At 70.9% G+C, this 20,200-nt stretch carries 16 protein-coding genes; 6 read left to right on the forward strand and 10 right to left on the reverse strand.

The genetic code is table 11. The features are described from left to right. The first annotated feature begins 110 nt into the window (after positions 1-110). Together MKK51_RS12375 and MKK51_RS12380 are read left to right on the forward strand one after the other, a co-directional pair. Positions 111-3,629: a tetratricopeptide repeat protein gene (locus MKK51_RS12375; protein ID WP_243977433.1), complete on the forward strand. Its 3,519-nt coding sequence runs from the start codon at positions 111-113 to the stop codon at positions 3,627-3,629. A 215-nt stretch (positions 3,630-3,844) separates the two neighbouring features. Then, positions 3,845-4,282 (forward strand): DUF3429 domain-containing protein, encoded by a 438-nt coding sequence (locus MKK51_RS12380; protein ID WP_243977435.1) that lies wholly within the window; start codon positions 3,845-3,847, stop codon positions 4,280-4,282. Positions 4,283-4,286: 4 nt separating this feature from the next. On the opposite strand, the gene MKK51_RS12385 is transcribed toward MKK51_RS12380, so the two are convergent. From MKK51_RS12385 to MKK51_RS12400, 4 genes are all read right to left on the reverse strand, one after another. Beyond that, entirely contained in the window at positions 4,287-5,753 is a 1,467-nt protein-coding gene (locus MKK51_RS12385) for an FAD-dependent monooxygenase (RefSeq protein WP_243977437.1), read from the reverse strand. 496 nt (positions 5,754-6,249) lie between these two features. Then, the gene (gene pdeM, locus MKK51_RS12390; protein ID WP_243977438.1) at positions 6,250-6,963 is read right to left on the reverse strand and encodes a ligase-associated DNA damage response endonuclease PdeM; all 714 of its coding nucleotides are present in this window, start codon (positions 6,961-6,963) and stop codon (positions 6,250-6,252) included. A 32-nt stretch (positions 6,964-6,995) separates the two neighbouring features. Next, a complete protein-coding gene (locus MKK51_RS12395; RefSeq protein WP_243977440.1) occupies positions 6,996-9,638 on the reverse strand; it encodes a ligase-associated DNA damage response DEXH box helicase in 2,643 nt (880 codons plus the stop codon). Positions 9,639-9,644: 6 nt separating this feature from the next. Continuing rightward, positions 9,645-10,607 (reverse strand): alpha/beta hydrolase, encoded by a 963-nt coding sequence (locus tag MKK51_RS12400; protein WP_243977441.1) that lies wholly within the window; start codon positions 10,605-10,607, stop codon positions 9,645-9,647. A gap of 252 nt (positions 10,608-10,859) precedes the next feature. Between MKK51_RS12400 and MKK51_RS12405 the strand changes: the two genes are divergently transcribed. After that, complete coding sequence (locus MKK51_RS12405; RefSeq protein ID WP_243977442.1) at positions 10,860-11,207, forward strand: DUF6460 domain-containing protein; 348 nt, start codon at positions 10,860-10,862, stop codon at positions 11,205-11,207. An 86-nt stretch (positions 11,208-11,293) separates the two neighbouring features. On the opposite strand, the gene MKK51_RS12410 is transcribed toward MKK51_RS12405, so the two are convergent. The 6 genes from MKK51_RS12410 to MKK51_RS12435 form a co-directional block, all read right to left on the reverse strand. Beyond that, positions 11,294-11,965 (reverse strand): L,D-transpeptidase, encoded by a 672-nt coding sequence (locus MKK51_RS12410; RefSeq protein WP_243977443.1) that lies wholly within the window; start codon positions 11,963-11,965, stop codon positions 11,294-11,296. A gap of 268 nt (positions 11,966-12,233) precedes the next feature. Next, positions 12,234-13,094, reverse strand: a complete 861-nt coding sequence (gene nadC, locus MKK51_RS12415; protein ID WP_243977444.1) for a carboxylating nicotinate-nucleotide diphosphorylase — start codon at positions 13,092-13,094, stop codon at positions 12,234-12,236. A 55-nt stretch (positions 13,095-13,149) separates the two neighbouring features. After that, the gene (locus tag MKK51_RS12420) at positions 13,150-14,691 is read right to left on the reverse strand and encodes an L-aspartate oxidase (RefSeq protein ID WP_243977445.1); all 1,542 of its coding nucleotides are present in this window, start codon (positions 14,689-14,691) and stop codon (positions 13,150-13,152) included. Further along, positions 14,688-15,698 carry a quinolinate synthase NadA gene (gene nadA, locus MKK51_RS12425; protein ID WP_243977446.1) on the reverse strand — a complete coding sequence of 337 codons (1,011 nt, stop codon included), beginning with the start codon at positions 15,696-15,698 and terminating at the stop codon, positions 14,688-14,690. The genes MKK51_RS12420 and nadA overlap by 4 nt, the downstream gene beginning before the upstream one ends. A 199-nt stretch (positions 15,699-15,897) precedes the next feature. Next, on the reverse strand, positions 15,898-16,899 hold the full coding sequence (locus MKK51_RS12430) for an NUDIX hydrolase (RefSeq protein ID WP_243977447.1): 1,002 nt from the start codon (positions 16,897-16,899) through the stop codon (positions 15,898-15,900). 83 nt (positions 16,900-16,982) lie between these two features. Next, positions 16,983-17,555, reverse strand: a complete 573-nt coding sequence (locus MKK51_RS12435; RefSeq protein WP_243977449.1) for a sugar O-acetyltransferase — start codon at positions 17,553-17,555, stop codon at positions 16,983-16,985. Positions 17,556-17,690: 135 nt separating this feature from the next. On the opposite strand from MKK51_RS12435, the gene thiE reads away from it, so the two are divergent. From thiE to MKK51_RS12450, 3 genes are all read left to right on the forward strand, one after another. Next, a complete protein-coding gene (gene thiE, locus MKK51_RS12440; protein ID WP_243977451.1) occupies positions 17,691-18,401 on the forward strand; it encodes a thiamine phosphate synthase in 711 nt (236 codons plus the stop codon). Between the two features lie 235 nt (positions 18,402-18,636). Continuing rightward, complete coding sequence (gene thiD / locus MKK51_RS12445; protein ID WP_243977453.1) at positions 18,637-19,443, forward strand: bifunctional hydroxymethylpyrimidine kinase/phosphomethylpyrimidine kinase; 807 nt, start codon at positions 18,637-18,639, stop codon at positions 19,441-19,443. Positions 19,444-19,549: 106 nt separating this feature from the next. Next, positions 19,550-20,179, forward strand: a complete 630-nt coding sequence (locus MKK51_RS12450; RefSeq protein WP_243977455.1) for a helix-turn-helix domain-containing protein — start codon at positions 19,550-19,552, stop codon at positions 20,177-20,179. Positions 20,180-20,200 lie beyond the last annotated feature (21 nt).

Raw genomic sequence — 20,200 nt, forward strand, 5'->3', positions numbered from 1 at the left:
AGTATCAAATGTCGTGGGTAATCGATCCGCCTCGGTGCCGCTGCGACACCTCCACGTTGCACATTCACACGTCGGATTGGGTCACGGACCTCGCTGCCCCGGGTTTGACGATGAAACGCAACGCGACGCTCAACCTGGAAAAGTTCGACCCGGAAGTCCTCGACGCCGCGCGCGACGTTGCGCGCCGCGCGGGCGTGCCGGTGGAGGCCTGGATCGCGTCGATCGTGTCGCCGGATCAGAAGCCCAAGGCGCGTCGGTCGCGCAACTCCTCGTCGACTCCGCATCCGGCCCGGCCCCGCCCGGACGTCCAGGTCACGTCGCCGCTGCCCGGCGTCGTGGTGGAGACGGCGGTCGCTCCCGAACCTTCGTCCAAGGCCGAGCCCGCCCCCGACTTCTCCCCGGAGGCCGAGCCCGCCGCCCAAGTCCCCGCCACGGGTGACGTCGCTGCCACCGGTGACGTCCCCGCCACGGGTGACGTCGCTGCCGCCGGCGAAGTCGCCGCCACAACCGAAGGCGCTGCCGACGTCGCTGCCGCCGCGCCGGACCCGACCGAGCCGTTCACCACCTCCATCGCCGAGATGATGCGGCGTCTCGACCGGATCGACCACAAGATCGGCCAGGACCAGCAGGCCTCGCAGGAGACGGCGACCCGGGCGATCGAGGAGATCGAGGCCCGGATCAGCACGGTTCTCGATGCCGGCCTGTCCCCGGCGGCCCAGATGGCCGAACGCCTGGCCCAGATCGAGCGCCGCATGGTCGAACTCGGCGAGCAGCTGGCCGCGCCGCGCCCGATCGGCCGGCGCGGTCGTCCCGTCGAGGTCGAGGTGCGCGATGCCGTCGCCGAGATCCGCCAGCGTCAGCGCGAACTCGATTCCGACGGGGCTCCCGCCCAGGGCAAGGCGAGCGGTGCCGCTCTCCGGATGCCGTCTCCCGCCATTTCCGAATTGCAGGCGGAGACGAGCCGCCTGCGCGAATCGATCGGCGGCCTCGCCACGGGCCGCGACGTCGGCGCCCTCGAACAGGCCATGCGCTCCCTCGTCACCGGGGTCCAGCGCGCCCAGGAGCCCGCCGACCTCGCCGCCATCGCGGCCCCGATCGAGTTGATCCGCGTTCAGGTCACCCGTCTCGCCGACGATGTCGCCGAGAACGTCCATGCCCGCGTCGCCAGCGACGTCGAGCGCCTCGCGGCGAAGGTCGACGGTGCCCTCAGCAGCGGCACGCCGGGCTTCGCCGACCGCGACGAACTCGGCATCCTGTTCCGTGAACTCGACGAGATCCGCCGCCTGATCGCCTCCCTGGCCGGGCCGGAGCGGATCCAGAGCCTCGCGCAGGGCCTCCAGGCCATCAGCGCCCAGATCACCGAGCTGCAGGGCGGCGTCGGCGGCGGCGGGACCAACATGGCCGAGCTGCGGCCTCTGCTCGAAGAGATCCGCAGCGGCTTGCGGACCCCTCCATCGGGGGGGATCGAGGAACAGATCCAGGCGATGGGCGCCAAGCTCGACGCCCTGCGGGAAGGCGCCCCCGGCGGCGGCAACTCGGACGCGATCATCGTGCGCATCGACGCCCTGGCCGACAAGGTCGAGCGGGTCAGCGTCAATCCCGTCGGCGACCTGATCGGCCGCCTCGAAGACCTCGGCGAGACCCTGCGCCGGCCGGTGGTTCCCGGCGGCGACCTCGCCTCGATCCACGGCATGCTCCACGACCTCGCGGAGAAGCTCGACCGTGTGGGCGGACCCGTCGGGCCGCGCGCCGAAGGTCTGGATGCGCTGGAGAAGCAGGTCCTGGCGCTTGCCAGCCGCATCGATACGCGGGATGCCGACCCGGCCCTCGCCGGGCTCGAGCGGACGATGTCCGACCTCCTGGCCCAGGTCTCGGCTCTGCGCGACGAGGCGCCGATCGAGGCCGCCGTCGAGCGTGCGGCCCGCAACGCCGTCGCCGGGAGCATCGGCACCACCGGCGATACCGGGGAACTCGAGCTGCTCAAGGCCAGCCTCGCCGACCTTCGCACGCAGCAGGCCGCCTCCGAGCAGCGGATGCAGGCGACCCTCGACGGCGTCCACTCGACCCTCCACAAGCTCGTCGGGCAGCTCGGCACCCTGGCGGATGACGGACCGCTCACCACTCACCGCTCCCGATCGACCCAAGACCTCGCCGAGCGCCTTGCGGTCGCCACGGGCCGTCTGGACGAGCGCGCGCCGATGCAGACGGGCGCCGGGCTTCGGCGTCCCGAGCCCCTGCGGGTCAGCCCTCCGACGCAGTCCTTCGAACTCGGCCACGTGACGGACCTGCCGCTCGAGCCCGGCACCCGGCGCCCGAACCTGGATCCGTCCGCCGACGCCCCGTCGGACGCCGCCGCTCCGACCGAGAGCGACATCAAGACGAGCTTCATCGCCGCCGCCCGGCGCGCGGCGCAGGCGGCGCAGAACGAGGCGGCCGAGTCGGCCCGCTCGCCCGAGATGCGTGGCCGCTCCTCCTCGGACGCCGTCGCCGAAACCCCCATTCCCGGGCGCGGGGCGCGGCTGCGCGCCGAACTCGACAAGCGCCGCAAGCCGCTGCTCCTGGGCCTCGCCGCCATCGTCCTGGCGCTGGGCGCGCTGCAGGCCATCAACACCCGCCGTCCCGAAGCGGACGCGTCCGCCCCTCAGGTCGCCGCGACGACGTCCGCTCCGGCCGAGCCGTCCGAGAGCCCGGACAAGGGCCCCACCGCCACGGCCAGCACGTCATCGACAGGGACGTCGGCGTCCGGCCCGTCCCCGTCCGGCCCCTCGACCGCCGGCACGGAGCCGGCTGCCCGACCCGACCCGGAGACCACCCAGTCGATCTCCGAAGCCGCCCCGGCCGAGCCCGCGGCGCGGCCGCTCCCGCGCTCCGTGCCGAAGGTCGGTTCGCTGCACAACCTGGCCGGCGATCTCGCCGCCGTACCCACCGGGCTCGCGCAGCTTCGCAAGGCCGCCCTCGACGGCGACGGCGCCTCCGTCTACGACCTCGCCGCCCGCGCCCTCGAAGGCCGCGGCATGCCCCGTGATTTCGCCGTGGCCGCGAAGCTGTTCGAGGCCCTGGCCGATGCCGGCTACGCCCCGGCGCAGTACAAGCTCGCCGGCCTCTACGAGAAGGGTTCGGGAGTGGTGCGCGACCTCTCCCAGGCCAAGCTCTGGTACGGGCGCGCGGCGGAGCAGGGCCATGCCCGCTCGATGCACAACATCGCGGTGATCTATGCCGAGAACCCCGCCGCGAACGGCAAGCCGGACTACACCACCGCCTCGCAATGGTTCCGGCGCGGCGCCGAATACGGCATGCGCGACAGCCAGTACAACCTCGCCGTCCTCTACGCGCGCGGCCTCGGTCTGCAGCAGGATCTCGTCCAGTCCTACCTCTGGTTCTCCGCCGCCGCGGCCCAGGGCGACGACGATGCGGGCCGGAAGCGCGACGACGTCGCCGCGAAGCTCCCGCCGAAGGATCTCGTGACGGCGCGGAGCCTCAGCGCCGCGTTCAAACCGAAAGCCGCGGTCCCGGCGGTGAACGAGGCGCCCGCGCCGACGAGCGCCGGTGCGGACGGGTCGATGAGCCTGATCGGCGCGCCGCCCCCGGCCGCTCCGCTGCCGGCGCCGCGTCGCACCACGGGCGCGTGACGCGCTGCGCGTGATAGCGACGCGCATCGTACGAAAGGAGGCTGCGCCGCGGCGAAACGGCGTTGTGCAGCAACGTCTTACCTGGGTTCTCAAGAGGCGCCCGCCCGCCGGCGGCATGGCGTCGGGTCGGCGTTTCGGGCGGTCGGATCCGTGTATATGATCGAAGCCCAAGCGATCCCGCCTCTCGGATCGCGGTTAACGGAGCCGGAGATTCGATGGCGCGTGTGACGCCCATACCGACGTCAGCCCTCGTTCTCGGCGTCGCCGGCCTCATTCCCTTTCTGGGTTTCGCGGTTCTCTCCCTCAGCGGCAGCGATGGCGGCCTCGGCAATGTCGGGCTCGCGCCGCGCACCATCCTCTCCACCTACGGGGCGGTGATCGCCTCGTTCCTCGGCGGGATCCGCTGGGGCGCGGCCGCGTCCGGAGACGCGGGCGGGCGCGACTACGTCATCGCCATCCTGCCCTCCCTCATCGCCTGGGCGGCGCTGGCCTGTCCGGTGCCATGGGACCTGCGCGTGCTCGGGTTCCTCGTCCTCGGCTGGGGCTTCGTCGATCTCGACCTCGTCCGGCGCTGCCTCGTTCCGAGCTGGCTCGGGCGCCTCCGGCTCGTCCTGTCGGTGGTGGCCGGCTGCGCCCTGCTGATCGCGGCGTGAGGGTTCAGGGCCGATCAGGGCTCAGCCGCGCGAGATAGCGCTCCGCCTCGTCCCACGTGCCGCAAGCCCCCGCATAGCCGACATAACCGTCGGGCCTGACGAGGATCAGCCCGTCGCCGTCGGGCGGGCGTCGCGGCGTCGGCTCGACGAGGGCGGGAAACTCCGCGGCGAAGGCGGCGGCCCGTACCGTATCCGCCGCATAGAGGACGAAGAGCGGCACCGATCCGGAGCCGGGGGGCTTTCCGTCATCGGGAAGCGGCGCCCAGCGCATCCCGGCTCCGGGGCCGTGCGAGAGCGGGCTCTCCGCATAGGCGATCTCCACTTCGCTCATCGTGGCCGCCATCCTGTCCTGCACGGCATGGAAGCCGAGCATGAACCGGAGCGCGAGGTTGCGCAGGCCCTGCGCCACGGGATTCGACAGGGTCGCCATGTCGGTGAGCCGGGCGGCATTGCGCAGCACCATCTCGCCGACGGCGTTGCGCTCGGGGCTGTAGCTGTCGAGGAGCGTGGGCGCGGCCTGCCCCCGCTCCACCATCGCCATTTTCCAGGCGAGATTGATGGCGTCCTGCATGCCGGTATTCATGCCCTGGCCACCGGCCGGACTGTGGATATGCGCGGCGTCGCCGGCGAGGACGGCACGCCCGCGCGAATACTGCGAGACCTTGCGCTCGTTGATCCGGAAATGCGTGAGCCAGACCGGATCGACGACACGGAACCCGCCCGCCCGCCGGTCCGCCAGGGCCTGCACCGCGTCGAGGGTCGGGTCCGGGCGCGGATGCGCCGGATCGGTCTTGCCGACCTGGGCGATCAGCCGCGCGCGACCGCCGGGGATGGGGAAGACCACCAGCGGCCCGTCGCGGTGGAGATAGGTAGCGATCTCGTCGCCGGGCGGTGCGCCGTCGCCCTCCACGCGAATATCGGCGAGGAGCCAGTCGTCCCCCTGGGCTGTGCCCTCGAAAGCGAGATCGAGGCCGTGCCGCACGGTGCTGTGCGCGCCGTCGCAGCCGATCAGCCAGGATGCGGACACGGTCTCCTCGGCACCGTCCGCATGACGCAGGGTCGCCTCGACGTGGTTGTCGGCCTGTCTGAAGCTCACGAGTTCCACCTCGCGCTCCACCGCGACGCCGAACGTGGCGAGATGCTCGATCAGCAGGCGCTCGGTTTCCCGCTGCGGGATCATCAGCGCGAAGTTGTAGGCGCCGTCGATCGCGTCGAACCGGATATGGCCGAGAATGCTGCCGGCGCTGCGCAGGGTCGCCCCGTGGGCGCGCAGGCCGGCATCGAGGAAGGCCTGCCTGCAGCCCATCCGGTCCATGAGTTCGAGGGTGCGCGGCCAGACCACGAGGGCCTTCGAGGTCTGCGTCGGCCGCGGGCTCTTGTCGATCAGGCGGAGGCCGATGCCGTACCGGGCGAGTTCGGCGGCGAGGGTGAGGCCGACCGGGCCGGCTCCGACGATGAGCGCTTGAAGCATGACCGGCCGATCTCCGTGGCGACTCGCCGTGAGGCCCCCGGAGGAGACTCGATCGCCCCCGGAGGTCCGGTTCCGGGCCCGATCGCAGCCTCACCGAGATCCGTCGCCCGCATGCTGCGATCTTGCGTGTTCGATGACAAAGATTGCGTAAAGCCGGCGCTCGACGTCGAGCGTCCCGAGGTTTGGTCATGCCTCATCCGCGGGGAGGATGGGACGACGACGGGTCCGGGTGGGTGGCGATGAATTCGCAGATGACCGCGTGGCGGCTTCCGATCGATGGCGGATCGGCCTCCCTCGAGGGTAGCCCTGCGGAGGCCCCGCAGGATGTTCCGCCCCGGGAGCGGGCGACCCCGTCCGCGAGACATCCTCCGCATCGCAGGAAGGGCCGGTGACGGACGACGTCCTGAAACAGACCGCGTCGACGCCCGGCGAGACGATCCGCCAACGGATGCCGAAGAAGTCGGGCCGGACGGGACGGCTCCCTGTCGGCCGGCGCTCAATCCCGCGTCAGCATCGCCTTGCCGATGGCGAAGACCCGGCCGTCGCCCAGGAGATGCGCCGTGAAGCCGGCCGGAAACAGCGGATCGAAGGCCGGGTTGCGCACGTTGAGGCCGCCGGCATAGGCGCCGAACGCCGGCATCACCAGACGCCTCCCGTCGGTGACGAAGCAGCGGCGGCGAACCGCCCGGCCGCGCATGGCGACCTTGCCGCAGGGATGCAGATGGCCGGCGATCTCGCCGTCCGGCGCTTCCGGCGACGGCTCGTGCCGCAGGGTGAGCCCACCGAGCCGCAGCGTCTCGGCATAGCGCCCGCCGACGCCCTCCGAGACGGCCTGGTCGTGGTTGCCGGCGATCCAGACCCAGTCCCGGCCCTCCTGCAGGGCCGCGATCATGGCGCGGTCGCCGGGCTCCATCCGCTCGGGGCCGCGCGCATCGTGGAAGGAATCGCCGAGAGCCACGACGCAGGCCGGGTCGAAGCGGGCCACCGCCTCGTGCAGGCAGGCCAGGGTCTCGCGGGTATCGTAGGGCGGCAGGAACTGGCCGGAGCGCACGGCGAAGGCCGAGCCCTTCTCCAGATGCAGGTCGGACACGATCAGGGTCCGGTGCGCGGCGAGCCACACGCCACCGCAGAGGTCGAGGGTGAGGGCTTCGCCGGCCAGCGTCAGGCCGGGGGTCTTGATGGTCCGTTCGAGTTTCTGGCCGAGCGCCAAGATCGCATCCTCACATCCGGGGAAGGGGCGCGTCACCCGAGCGCCTCTTCGAGAAGCTGCGCCTCGGCCTCCGCCAGGATCTCGTCCGCGCCCTCGCCGTAGACCTTCTCACGCCCGATTTCGAGCATGACGGAGACGGAGAGCGGCGAGACGCGATCCAGGGCCTTGTGGGTGATTCGCCCCTGGATGCGCCTCAACATCATGCCGAGGCGGGCCACGTCGAGGAGTCCGGTTGCCGCATCCTGCCGCGCGGCGCGCAGGAGGAGGTGGTCGGGCTGGTGCTTGCGCAGCACGTCGTAGACGAGGTCGGTGGACATGGTGACCTGCCGACCCGTCTTCTTCTGACCGGGATGGCGCCGCTCGATCAGCCCGGCGATGACGGCGCATTGGCGGAAGGTGCGCTTCATCATCGAGGATTCGTCGAGCCAGGCTTCGAGATCGTCGCCGAGCATGTCCTCGGCGAACAACTCGGCCAGGAAGCCGGGCTCGCGGGCGATGGCCTCGCTCACGTCGCGGGTCATCCACACGGCGATGCCGTAATCGTTGGCGGCGAATCCCAGCGGGCGCAGGCGGGCGCGCTCCATCCGCCGGGTGAGGAGCATCCCCAGGGTCTGGTGGGCGAGGCGGCCCTCGAACGGGAACGCCGTCAGGTAATGGCGGCCGCTCCGCGGAAACGTCTCCACCAGCAGGCCTTCGGGGCCGGGCAGGATCGAGCGCTGACGCTGGAGCAGGAGGTAATCCGCCACCTGCTTCGGCAGCCGGTCCCATTCGAACGGATCGGCGATGAGGGCACGGACGCGGGCGGCGAGGAAGGTGGAGAGCGGGAACTTCGCCCCGGCATAGGACGGGATCGCCGGGTCGGTGCCGGGGCCGGCCCGCGTCGCCAGGGCCTCGTCCTCGGACAGGCCCTCGAAGCGCAGCACCTCGCCGGCGAAGAGGAAGGTGTCGCCCGGCGTCAGGGTGTCGGCGAAATCCTCCTCGATCTCGCCGAGGACGCGTCCGCCCTTGGGCAGGATGGCGCCCGGCTTGCCGCGCACGCCGCGGGCGAGGCGCACCTTCACCTTGGCGGATTCGACGATGGTGCCGACATTCATGCGGTATTGTTGGGCGATCCGCGCGTCGCGCACCCGCCACAGCCCATCCGGCCCGCGTAAAATCTTGGCGAAGCGCTCGTAGGCGCGCAGGGCGTAGCCGCCGGTGGCGACGTAATCGACCACCGCCTCGAAATCCTCCCAGGACAGGGTGGCGTAGGGCGCCGCCGAGACGATCTCGTCGTAGAGCCGGAGCGGGTCGAACGCGTCGGCGCAGGCCATGCCGAGGACGTGCTGGGCAAGGACGTCCGGCGCGCCGAGGCGGGCATCTGGCGTGTCCTGCGCCGCCGCCTCCACCGCGTCGAGGGCGGCCTGGCATTCGAGGATCTCGAAGCGGTTGCCGGGGACGAGATAGGCCTTCGACGGCTCGTCCATGCGGTGGTTGGCGCGCCCGATCCGCTGCATGATCCGGCTCGCGCCCTTCGGCGCGCCGATGTTCACCACGAGGTCGACATCGCCCCAGTCGATGCCGAGATCTAGGGTGGCGGTGCAGACGATCGCCCGCAATTGCCCCGCTGCCATGGCCGCTTCCACCCGTCGCCGCTGGCTGGCGTCGAGGGAGCCGTGATGGAGCGCGATGGGCAGCGACGCCTCGTTGATCCGCCACAGTTCCTGGAAGGTGTACTCGGCCTGGAGCCTCGTGTTGACGAAGACCAGCACCGTCCGGTGCGCCTGGATCAGGTCGTAGATCGCCGGCATCGCCTGGCTGGCGGTGTGGCCGGCGAGCGGCAGGGTCAGGCCGGTCTCGAGCATATGCAGATCGGGCGCGGCCCCGCCCTTCACGACCACGAGGTCGGCCATCGGCGTCGGCTCGGGCGCCACGGCATCGTGGACGCCACGGCGCTCCCTCTCCTGGAAGGAGAGGGTTGGGGTGAGGTGTGTGACCTCTCCGGACAATCCACGCACCTCACCCTGTCCCTCTCCTTCCAGGAGAGGGGACCCGCGCTCCTCTGTCGGACGTGAGCCCTGCGGCACCAGATACCGCCGCAGGTCGTCCGGCTCGCGCACGGTCGCGGAGAGGCCGATGGCGGTGAGGCCGGGGCTCAGGCGGTGGAGCCGCGCCAGCCCGAGGGACAGCAGGTCGCCCCGCTTCGAGGTGACGAGGGCATGCAACTCGTCGAGGACGACGCAGGAGAGGTTCGCGAACAGGTCCGACGCCTCGCGGTGCGCGATGAGCAGGGCGAGCTGCTCCGGCGTCGTCAGCAGGATGTCGGGCGGGCGCTCGATCTGGCGCGTGCGCTTGTGCGAGGGGGTGTCGCCGGTCCGGGTCTCGACCCGGATCGGCAGGCCCATCTCGGCGATGGGCGCCTCGAGGTTGCGGGCGATGTCGACGGCGAGCGCCTTCAGGGGCGAGATGTAGAGGGTGTGGAGCCCCCGCGCTCGTCGCGACGGCGCGCGCTCGGACAGGGCGACGAGGCTCGGCAGGAAGCCTGCCAGCGTCTTGCCGGCCCCCGTCGGCGCCACCAGCAGGGCCGAGCGCCCGTCGCCGACGATGCGAAGAAGCTCGACCTGATGCGGCCGGGGTGCCCATCCGCGCGAGGCGAACCAGGCCTCGAACCGCGCGGGGAGGGAACCCTCAGGCAAGGGTCATCAGGCCAGAGCCATCAGGAACCGGTCGATCAGTTCGAGGGCGCGCTCGGTCATGGCGCCGGGATAGCGCACGAAGACGTGGCAGCCGCCGGGATAGATCGCGGTGTGGCCGCCATTGCCGGCCGCCGCCCAGCGCGACGACATGTAGAGCGTGTCGTCCAGCAGCGGATCGTGCGTGCCCACCGAGAACAGGGCCGGGGACAGGCCCTTCAGGTCGGCATAGAGCGGCGACACGTCGGGCCGGCGCCGGTCGATGCCGTCGCGGACGTAGTCGTTGGCGAAGGTGGTGAGGTCGCGGGTGTTCACCACGAGGCGGGTTTCGCCCCAGTTGCGCACGCTGGGCGTGAGGCCGAGATCGAAGAAGCCGGCATTGAGGTTGGCGCCGCGGAAGGCGCGGGGCAGGTTGTGCCGGTCGCGCAGGCGCAGGAGCGTCATCACGGCGAGATGGGCGCCCGCCGATTCCCCGCCGATGGTGAGGGCCGAGATTCCGAACTCGGCCTTGCCCGGTCCGGCGAGCCAGAGGGCCGCCGCCTCGCAATCCTCCAGCGCCGCCGGGTAGGGATGTTCGGGGGCGAGACGGTACTCGACGGAGAGACAGGCGAAGCCGCAGGCATCGGCGATCCGCTCCAGCCACGGATCCTGCTCGTCGGCCGCGCCCCAGACCCAGCCGCCCCGGTGGATGTGGAGATAGGCGCCGCGCAGCTTCTTCCACTTCCGGGCATCGGGGCGGATCAGCCTCAGGGAGAGCGGCCCGCCGGAGCCGTCGATGACCACTGTCTCGGCGCGGGCGCTGCGGGGCATCGCGGGCGAGGCCTGGGTGCCCTGGCGGCGGCGGGCGCGGACCTCAGAGAGGGGGATGGACCACGGATCGGCCTGTGCCGCATGGGCCGCGACGATCTCGGCGTTCAGGCGGTGGGTTTCCGGATCGATCGTCGCCGGGTCGAACAGGGCGTGGTCGATCATGGAACGATTCGTCTCATCCAGGGTGGGGCCGAAGCAGCGTTCGGGCGGGAGGGTCGAATGTGGGCGAAGCCCGCAACGATGCCAGTCGCCTCGCCGGTACGAGACGGCCTAACGCCTCAATGGACGGACGGTTTCGTCCGGGTGTGTCGCATCGGTCACGCTTCCGCCGGGTTCGGCGGCTTCAGAGAGACCGATGAGGCCCCATATGGCCGAGAGAGTTCGGCCGTCGGACTACGGCCAGAGGATGACAGCATGATCGTCGACAACGACCCGCGCCGACAGGGACCCTACCAGGGCCGTCCCCCCGTCGGGAGCGGCTATTCCGATGGTGAACCCCGCTCGGCCCTGCGGCGCTTCCTCGGCGGTTCGCCCATGGCGGTCCTGGTGAAGCTGCTGTTCCTGTCGGTCCTCGTCGGCGCCATCATGGCGACGTTGGGCGTCACGCCCGGCCTGCTGTTCTGGCACATCTACGATGCGGGTCGTGCGCTCATCGACCTCGGGTTGGAGACCTTCCACGATTTCGGCCGCTGGATCCTGGCGGGCGCCGTGGTGGTGGTGCCGCTCTGGCTGCTGTCGCGGTTCCTGTCGGTGTCGAAATAGGCCGTCCGGGCCGTCCTCGCCCGAGAGACATGAAAAAGGCCGGCGTTTCCGCCGGCCTGTTTCAGTTCAAAGCCTGTCGACGACGATCAGCGCTGGACGATGACCTTCGCGCCGACCTTGGCGCGGGTGTAGAGATCGGCCACGTCGTCGTTGGTCATGCGGATGCAGCCCGACGAGACGGCGGTGCCGATCGTCTCCGGCTCGTTGGAGCCGTGGATGCGGTAGATCGAGCCGCCGAGATACATGGCGCGGGCGCCGAGGGGGTTCTCGATGCCGCCCTTCATGAAGCGCGGCAGGTCGGGGCGGCGGCGCAGCATCTCGGCCGGGGGACGCCAATCGGGCCATTCGCGCTTCATCGTGATGGTCTGGGTGCCGCCCCAGGTGAAGCCGGGACGACCGACGCCGACGCCGTAGCGCAGGGCCTGACCGCCGCCGAGCACGTAGTACAACCGGCGCTCGGCCGTGGAGACGACGATGGTGCCGGGCGCATAATTGCCGCCGAAGGCGACCTGCTCTCGCTGGATCGCCGACATCTGCGGCACGGCCGAGGCCATCGGGTCGGCCGGGTTCAGGGAGGCGTTGGCGGTGGGCACCGCCACGACGGCGGCGGCGGGCTCGGCCTGCGGACGCACGCGCAGCACCAGCGCGTTGTCCAGGGGCTGACGGGTGAGGGGGTCGATTTCATAGGCGGCGGCGGGCGAGGCCCAGACACCAACCATGCAGACGAGCCCGGACAGGGCGGGGGCGATACGGCGCATCAAAGCCTCTCGAAGGCAGGCGAAACGTGGGGGAAACACGGTCGGTAACGCGACGCAGAATACCGTTTTCCGATCGCCAAGACGTAAACGCTGCCGCCCCAAAGCCAAGCTGAATTCGCGATGAAGCGATGGTTGCGGCCGGGTCGTGACTCCGTGGCCACAGTGTGGCGGCTTAGCCGTAGGCCCGGGATTAATGCCGCGCCCGGATGTCCGGAGCGGAACCTTTCACGATGGCCCGTGGCGCGGCGCCCCGGCGTCGCGGCCGGCGCTACGCCGCGTCGAGGCCGAGGTCGATGATCGGCGCGCTGTGGGTGATCCAGCCGCTGGAGATCAGGTCGACGCCGGAGGCGGCGATGGCGCCCACGGTCTCGCGGTTGATGCGGCCCGAGGCCTCCGCGATGGCGCGGCCGTCGATCATCCGCACGGCCTCCCGCAGCTGGTCCGGGCTCATGTTGTCGAGGAGGACGGCGTCGGCGCGGACCGAAAGGGCCTCCGCCAGCTGGTCCAGCGTATCGACCTCGATCTCGATCTTCACGAGGTGCCCGGAATAGGCCCGCGCCCGCTCGATGGCCGGCACGATCCCGCCCGCCACGACGACGTGGTTGTCCTTGATGAGCACCGCGTCGTCGAGGCCGTAGCGGTGGTTGGAGCCGCCCCCGGCCCGCACGGCGTGCTTCTCCAGGGAGCGCAGGCCCGGCGTGGTCTTGCGGGTGCAGACGATCCGCGCCCTGCCGTGCGGTCGGGCCGCCTCCACGAGGCCGGCGGTGGCGGTGGCCACGCCCGACATCCGGCACAGGAGGTTCAGCGCCACCCGCTCGGCGGTGAGGATGGCGCGGGCCGGCCCGTCGAGACGGATCACCACGTCACCGGGCGAGACCCGCGCGCCGTCGCCGCGCTCGACGATGACCGACACGGCCGGGTCGATCAGGCCGAAGGCGATGACCGCCGCGTCGACGCCGGAGATGACCCCGTCCTGCCGGGCCGCGATGACGCCGGAGAGGCGGGCATCGGCGGGCACGATCGCATCGGTGGTGATGTCGCCGGCCCGGCCGAGGTCTTCCAGCAGGGCCGCGCGGACGATCGGCTCCACGAGGAGGCGGGGGAGGGGGACGAGACGGGCATCGCTCATGGGGGCGCTCGTAGAGGGGGCGTTGGAAGGGAGCCGACGGTCCGGGTCGTCCGGTCTAGACCGGAGCGGCCGCGTCGGCCGAGGCGGTCTCCGCGATCCGCCAGACCTCCGCGAGCGTCACGTCGCTATGGCGGGCGGGTGCCTGGTCCGGGTGGTCGCTGCGCCAATGGGCGCCCCGGCTCTCCAGGCGGGACAGGGCCGAGGTCGCGACCATCAACCCGGTGAGGGCGGCATCCGAGCCGAGCTTCGCCGCCGGCGCCAGATGGCGCAGGGCGTCGGTGAGGCCATCCAAGTCGCGCACCACCCCGACCTGGGCTTCCATGATCCCGCGGATCCCGGCGAGATCGGCCTCGTCGTGGCGCCGTGGCTCGGCCGTCGAAGCCGGACCGGGGGCGGGCGTGGACGCGATGGCCTCGGCGATCCAGGGGGCGAAGGCCATCGCCTCGAGAAGGGAATTGCTGGCGAGGCGGTTCGCGCCGTGCAGGCCGGTGGAGGCGACCTCGCCGCAGGCGAAGAGGCCGGGCACGGTGCTGGTGCCGGTGCCGTCCACCTTGATGCCGCCCATGTGGTAATGCGCCGCCGGCCGCACGGGGATCGCCTGGCGCTGCGGGTCGATGCCGGAGGCGGCGCAGAGGCCGGCCACCGTGGGGAACCGCGTCGCCATGCGTGCGCCGAGAGCGCCACGGCAATCGAGAAAGACCTCGGTGCCGCGCCGCCGCGCCTGGAAGATCGCGCGGGCGACCACGTCGCGGGGGGCGAGATCGCCCCCGGCGATGCCGGCCATCACCGGCTCGCCCTCGCTGTCGATCAGCCGCGCGCCCTCGCCGCGCAGGGCTTCGGTGGCCAGCGGCATCGGGTCCAGCCCCACCGAGATGGCGGTGGGGTGGAACTGCACGAACTCCATGTCGCGTAAGGTCGCCCCGGCGCGGACTGCCAGCGCCAGCCCCCGGCCGGTGGCGCCGCGCGGGTTGGTGGTGGAGGCGTAGAGGGCGCCGAGACCGCCCGTGGCGAGCACCACCGACCGCGCGGCGAGTCTCACGGACGCGCCGTCGCGCTCGCAGATCAGTCCGGCGACGGCGCCGCTCTCGTCCTGCATCAGGCCGCGCACGGTGGCGACCAGAATCTCGATGGACGGCGTCCGCGCCACCGCCTTGAGCAGGGTGTCGAGCACCATCCGCCCGGTGGAATCCCCGCCCGCCCGGACGATGCGGCGACGGGAATGGGCCGCTTCGAGGCCGAGCGCCAGGGCGCCGGCGGCGTCCCGGTCGAATGGCGCGCCGAGGCCCACGAGCCAGTCGATCAGGCCGGGACCGGCCTGCGCCACCCGCAGGGCGACGGAGGGATCGGTGAGACCGGCTCCGGCGGCTTCGGTATCGGCCGCATGAAGGGCCGCGGCATCGTCCTCGGCCATGGCGGCGGCGATGCCGCCCTGCGCCCAGCCCGTCGCCGTGCCGCTGCCGAGAGGGGCGGCGCTCACGAGGGTGACCGGGCGGGGGCTGAGCCGCAACGCCGTGGCGAGGCCGGCGACGCCGGCGCCCACGACGATCACGCGGTCCGAGCCGGGAAGGGTGAAGGAGAGGGGGGAATGCGCGTTCATCGCGGACGCACCGCGAGCATGCGCTCCACCGCCGCGCGGGCGCGCCCGGCCAGTTCCGGCTCCACCGTCACCTCGTGGGTGAGGGTCTCCAGGGCATGGCGGATGTTCCGGAGCGACATCCGCTTCATGTGCGGGCACAGGTTGCAGGGCTTGATGAACTCGATGTCCGGGTTGGCGGCGGCGATGTTGTCGCCCATGGAGCACTCGGTGACGAGCACCACCTGACGCGGCCGCTTCTCCGTGACGAAGTTCATCATCATCGCCGTCGAACCCGAGAAATCCGAGGCCGCCACGACGTCGGGCGGGCATTCGGGATGGGCGATGACGGTGACGCCGGGATAGCTCTCGCGCACCTCGTCGATATCGGCGGGGGTGAACTGCTCGTGGACCTCGCAATGGCCCGCCCAGGTGAGGATCTCGACCTCGGGCACCAGGACCTGGACGTTCTGCGCCAGGAACTCGTCGGGGATCATCAGGACGCGGGGCGCATTGAGCGAGCGCACCACGTCCACGGCGTTGCCGGAGGTGCAGCACACGTCCGATTCCGCCTTCACCGCGGCGGAGGTGTTGACGTAGGTCACGATCGGCACGCCGGGATACTTCTCACGAAGCCCACGCACGTCGGCGGCGGTGATCGAATCGGCGAGCGAACACCCGGCCCGCATGTCGGGGATGAGGACGGTCTTGTCCGGATTGAGGAGCTTGGCCGTCTCCGCCATGAAATGGACGCCGGCCAGCACGATGACGTCGGCATCCACGGTGATGGCCTCGCGGGCCAGCGCGAGGCTGTCGCCGACGATGTCCGACACCGTGTGGAAGATCTCGGGCGCCTGGTAGTTGTGGGCGAGGATGACCGCGTTGCGGCTCTTCTTCAGCTCCAGGATCGCCGCGACGTCGTCGGCCAGGGCCGGCCATTCGATGGCCGGGACGTGCCGGCTCACGCGGGCGTAGATCTCGGGCAGGGGCAGGGTCGAAACCCGGTCGATCGGGAAACTCGTGGCCGCCATGGACGCGTCCTCATTTATGCTCAATCTGAGCATTGTGCCGACTAACGTAGGCGCGCGAGATACGCTTGTCTAGATATGCTGAGCCTGAGCATATTCATTTTGCGTTGCAATATTCTGCAATCGTTTCGGCTTCGTGAGCGTGGAACTGCAGAATCCCCGGGGGGAGGTCATCGACCTATGCCGGTGTCGCACCGGTTCCTCACGACGACCGGCGCGACGGGGTCAGCCGGAATCCCGGCGCCGGCCGTTCCAGCAGCACTTCCCGGCGGAAACGCACGAGGCGGGCGGGCCGGCCGGCGGCGCCGCTGGTGACTTCGTCGGTCTCCTCCACCAGCCCCTGCTGGGCGACGAGGCGGCGGAAATTCTGCTTGTGGAGATTGGCGCCCGACAGGGCTTCCACCGTGCGCTGCAGCTGGAACAGGGTGAAGGTCGGCGGCATCAGCTCGAACACCACGGGGCGATACTTGATCTTGCCGCGCAGGCGGCCGATCGCCGTGGCGAGCACCCGGCGGTGGTCGAAGGCCATGGGGCGCCCCGTCGTAGCGATATCCGCGACGCGTGCCTCGCCGGCCTGTCCCTGCGCCTCGGGAATCAGCCCGGCCTCGAACAGGAGTTCATAGCGTTCGAGCACGCGCTCCTCGTTCCAGGCCCCGCCGCCGATGCCGAAGGTGAGGCCGAGCCTGTCCTCGCGCCGGCGCCCGACCTTGGGATCGGAGGCCCCGGCGGCCCAGGCCAGGAGCTTGGCTTCGATGCCGTCCAGGGTCGCGGGCCGGCCCGCGCGCCAATCCTCCCAGGGGAGGAACGCGTACCAATTGTGCCACGACGCCTCGGCGAGGGCGGCGGAGCGCATCTCGCGCACGAGGGCGAGATAGGCCACGGACAGGGAGTGCAGGCCGCCCGAATCGTCGCCCTGCCGGTCGCGGTCGCCGAAGGTGTAGAGCTGTTCCACATAGCCGAGGCGCTGCTGCGTCTGGCGTTCCACCCAGGCGCGCAGGCCGCGCTCCAGCGTCGGGTGCTCGGGCACGAGGGGGCCGGCCGGCAACCCGGTCTCGCGGCCCGTGGCCTGGCCGGGCACCCTCACCGTGAGGGCGCGCGGTTCGCCGTCCGTCGCCGCGACGATGACGGCGACGAGCCCGACCGCCGACGGATTGGGAAGCGCACCGGCCGCCTCCACCGCAAACCCGTCCTGCGCCCTCGTCACCTGTCCGACTCCCCGGTCCGCGAATGAGCCGTCATGGCAGATTGCGTGCCGGAATCAACGCGCGACAGGATGCGCGCGTCGCCTCAGGCCTTGGCGGGGACCGGCCGAGCCGGATTGCCGACCACCGTGGCGCCGGGCGCCACGTCGCGGGTGACGACGGCCCCGGCCCCGATGATCGCATGGTCGCCCACCGTGACGCCGGGCAGGATCAGCGCGCCGCCGCCGATCCAGACGTTGCGCCCGATGGCGATGGGCCGCGCGAATTCCTTCCCGGCCTCGCGCGCCTCCGCCTCGCGGGGATGGTCCGCCGTGAGGATCTGGACACCCGGCCCGATCTGCGTCCGGTCGCCGATCGTCACCGTGGTGCAATCGAGGATGACGCAGTTGAAGTTCAGGAAGACGTGGGCGCCGAGGTGGATGTTGAAGCCGTAATCGCAATGGAACGGCGGCCGGATCACCGCCCCGTCGCCGACGCGCGCGAAGATCTCGCGCAGGAGAACCCGGCGCTCGTCGGCGGGGCGCCCGAGCATGGCGTTGTAGCGCGCGAGCCAGACCTGGCAGGCGCGCAGGTCGGCGGCGAGTTCCGCGTCGTCCGGGTGATAGAGCTCTCCCGCGATCATCTTCTGCTTCGGCGTGCGCCCGGCCCCGGTGGTCATGCCTGTCTCCGTGCTTCGTCGATGCGGGGAGTAGGCCGATGGGCCGGGACCGGCAAGCGACGCGGCGCGGATCGGCTTCCCGTGGCACCGCCGCCCGCCTAGGATGCCGCCGCTGCGGCTCATCGGAGGAACGACGTGATCGGACGTGACACCGCCCCAGGCTCGACCGTGCCGGTCGACGTGAGGCTCTACGGCATCCTCGACGTGGACGTCTGCGGCGATGACGGCGCCGACCTCGTCGAGATGGCGGCCGAGGCCGTCAGGGGTGGCTGCACCCTTCTCCAATACCGCGAGAAATCCATAGAGAACGCCCGCGAGGCCCTGGCGCGCATCCGCGCCATTCGCGTGGCCATCTCGGGCACCGGGGTGCCGCTCCTCGTCAACGACCGCTGCGACCTCGCCCTGGCGGCGGAGGCCGAGGGCGTGCATCTCGGCCAGTCGGACCTGCATCCGGCGGAGGCACGGCGCATTCTGGGGCCGCGCTCGATCATCGGCCTGACCCTGAAATCGGCGGCCCAGGCGGACGAGCTCTATCGCCTGCCCGTGGATTACGCCTGCATCGGCGGCGTCTTCGCCACCACGAGCAAGGACAATCCCGATCCGCCGGTCGGGCTCGACGGCTTCACGCGCATCGCCTTCCGGGCGCGCCTCGCCCGGGGCACCGGGTTTCCCGTAGGCGCCATCGCCGGGATCGACGGCAGCAACGCCGCCGCCGTCATCGCGGCGGGCGCCGACGGCGTCGCCCTGATCTCCGCGCTGTTTTCCACCGAGGAGGTGGAGGCCCGCGCCAGGGACCTGCGTTTCCGGGTGGATTCGGCTCTCGCGACGAGGCGCGCGGCCGGCTAGGCTGCGTACTGGCGGGGTGGCCGGTGAAATTCTCTAAGTCCCTGTTGTAAAATCATTTTCAATCCCGCCGGATTTCCCCGTTCCGGACGATGGTCTAAGCAGGTTCGCATTGACAGGCCGAGGCTTCACTTCGCTGAGGCCTTGAGAGCCGTCGCAGGTTCGAGGACGCAAGGACCGGCGACCATTTTTGCCGAACCTGCTCGGGGTTGCCGCAACGCAAGGGACGAGGAACGCCATGACATCCATCGCGGTCACCATAGCGGGCTCCGATTCCAGCGGCGGCGCCGGCATCCAGGCCGATCTCAAGACCTTCGCGGCGCTGAAGGTCTACGGCGCCAGCGTCATTACCGCGCTCACGGCGCAGAATACCCTGGGCGTCCAGGCCATCCACGACGTGCCGGCCGATTTCATCGCCGCCCAGATCGACAGCGTGTTCTCCGATCTCGCCGTCAAGGCGGTGAAGATCGGCATGCTGTCGAAGCCCGCCGTGATCGAGGCGGTGGCCGCCGGGCTCAGCCGTCATGCCTCGCGCATCCCCATCGTCCTCGACCCCGTCATGGTGGCCACGAGCGGCGACCGTCTCATCTCCGACGAGGCGGTGGAGGCCATGCGCCGCCACCTCCTGCCCCTGGCCGATCTGGTGACGCCGAACCTCCCCGAGGCCGCCACCCTGATCGAGGCCCCCGTGGCGAAGAGCGAGAACGAGGCCGTGGTGCAGGGGCGCAAGCTCCTGGCGATGGGCGCGAGGGCGGTGCTCATCAAGGGCGGTCATGCCGAGGGTACCGAGAGCGTCGATCACCTCATGAGCGCCGACGGCACGCTGCGGCGCTTCGCATCGGCGCGCGTCGACACCCGCAACACGCACGGCACCGGCTGCACCCTGTCCTCGGCCGTGGCGGCGGGTCTCGCCCGCGGTCTCCCCCTGACGGAGGCCGTCGCCCAGGCCAAGCGCTACGTCACCGCCGCCATCGCCGCATCCGGCTCCGTGAATGTGGGGCGGGGACACGGACCGGTCCATCATTTCCACGCCCTCTGGCACTGAGACGAAGGAGAAGTTGGCCTGCTTCGCCTTGCATCGGATGCCTGATTGCGTTTGAAGTACCGCACGATCGTTCGATGTACGGAACGGCGCGATAGGTTCTGGGACAATGCAAGATCAGGCGACGACGCCCGAACGGGGGCGGCAGCGGGACATCCTGAACGGAGCACAGGTTCTCTCGGGCCAGCTCGGCAAGACCATCCAGCGGCTGCGCAAGGCCTACAATCTCTCGCTCTCCGAACTCGCCGAGCAGTCCGGCGTCGCGAAATCGATCATCAGCCAGATCGAGCGCAACGAGACCAACCCGACCCTGGCGACGATCTGGCGCCTGAGCCAGGCCCTCGACGTCTCCATCGAGCGGGTGCTGGCCACCAGCGACGAGGAGCCCTTCATCGAGAAGACCTCCCGCGCCGACACGCCGATCCTGCTCTCGGACGACGGCAAGATCCGCCTGGCCATCGTCGGCTGGATCAAGACGGTGGAATGGCTGCAATGGTACGAGGTCACGGCCGATCCCGGCGGCGTGCTCGATTCCGATCCGCACCAGCGCGGCTCAGTGGAATCCCTCACCGTCACCGAGGGCGCCCTCGAAGTGGAAGTGGCCGGTACGTTCCAGCGGGCACGGGCGGGCGAGACGCTGCGCTACCGCTGCGACAGGCCGCACACCGTGCGCTGCGTCGGCGCCGAGCCGGCCAAGGCGATCATGGTGGTGATCATGAAGGCCGCCGTGATGGAGTGAGCGTGCGACGCGCTCCTCCCC

The sequence above is a fragment of the Methylobacterium sp. E-045 genome (assembly GCF_022829685.1).
In the GTDB taxonomy this organism is placed as follows: Bacteria; Pseudomonadota; Alphaproteobacteria; order Rhizobiales; family Beijerinckiaceae; genus Methylobacterium.

Excerpts from the sequence above, each read along its gene's own strand:
- MKK51_RS12410 (WP_243977443.1), bottom strand. The coding sequence starts at position 11,965 with ATGCGCCGTATCGCCCCCGCCCTGTCCGGGCTCGTCTGCATGGTTGGT.
- MKK51_RS12380 (WP_243977435.1), top strand. The coding sequence starts at position 3,845 with ATGGCGCGTGTGACGCCCATACCGACGTCAGCCCTCGTTCTCGGCGTC.
- thiD (WP_243977453.1), top strand. The coding sequence starts at position 18,637 with ATGACATCCATCGCGGTCACCATAGCGGGCTCCGATTCCAGCGGCGGC.
- MKK51_RS12400 (WP_243977441.1), bottom strand. The coding sequence starts at position 10,607 with ATGATCGACCACGCCCTGTTCGACCCGGCGACGATCGATCCGGAAACC.
- MKK51_RS12375 (WP_243977433.1), top strand. The coding sequence starts at position 111 with ATGAAACGCAACGCGACGCTCAACCTGGAAAAGTTCGACCCGGAAGTC.
- MKK51_RS12420 (WP_243977445.1), bottom strand. The coding sequence starts at position 14,691 with ATGAACGCGCATTCCCCCCTCTCCTTCACCCTTCCCGGCTCGGACCGC.
- nadC (WP_243977444.1), bottom strand. The coding sequence starts at position 13,094 with ATGAGCGATGCCCGTCTCGTCCCCCTCCCCCGCCTCCTCGTGGAGCCG.
- MKK51_RS12405 (WP_243977442.1), top strand. The coding sequence starts at position 10,860 with ATGATCGTCGACAACGACCCGCGCCGACAGGGACCCTACCAGGGCCGT.
- MKK51_RS12385 (WP_243977437.1), bottom strand. The coding sequence starts at position 5,753 with ATGCTTCAAGCGCTCATCGTCGGAGCCGGCCCGGTCGGCCTCACCCTC.
- MKK51_RS12450 (WP_243977455.1), top strand. The coding sequence starts at position 19,550 with ATGCAAGATCAGGCGACGACGCCCGAACGGGGGCGGCAGCGGGACATC.
- nadA (WP_243977446.1), bottom strand. The coding sequence starts at position 15,698 with ATGGCGGCCACGAGTTTCCCGATCGACCGGGTTTCGACCCTGCCCCTG.
- MKK51_RS12435 (WP_243977449.1), bottom strand. The coding sequence starts at position 17,555 with ATGACCACCGGGGCCGGGCGCACGCCGAAGCAGAAGATGATCGCGGGA.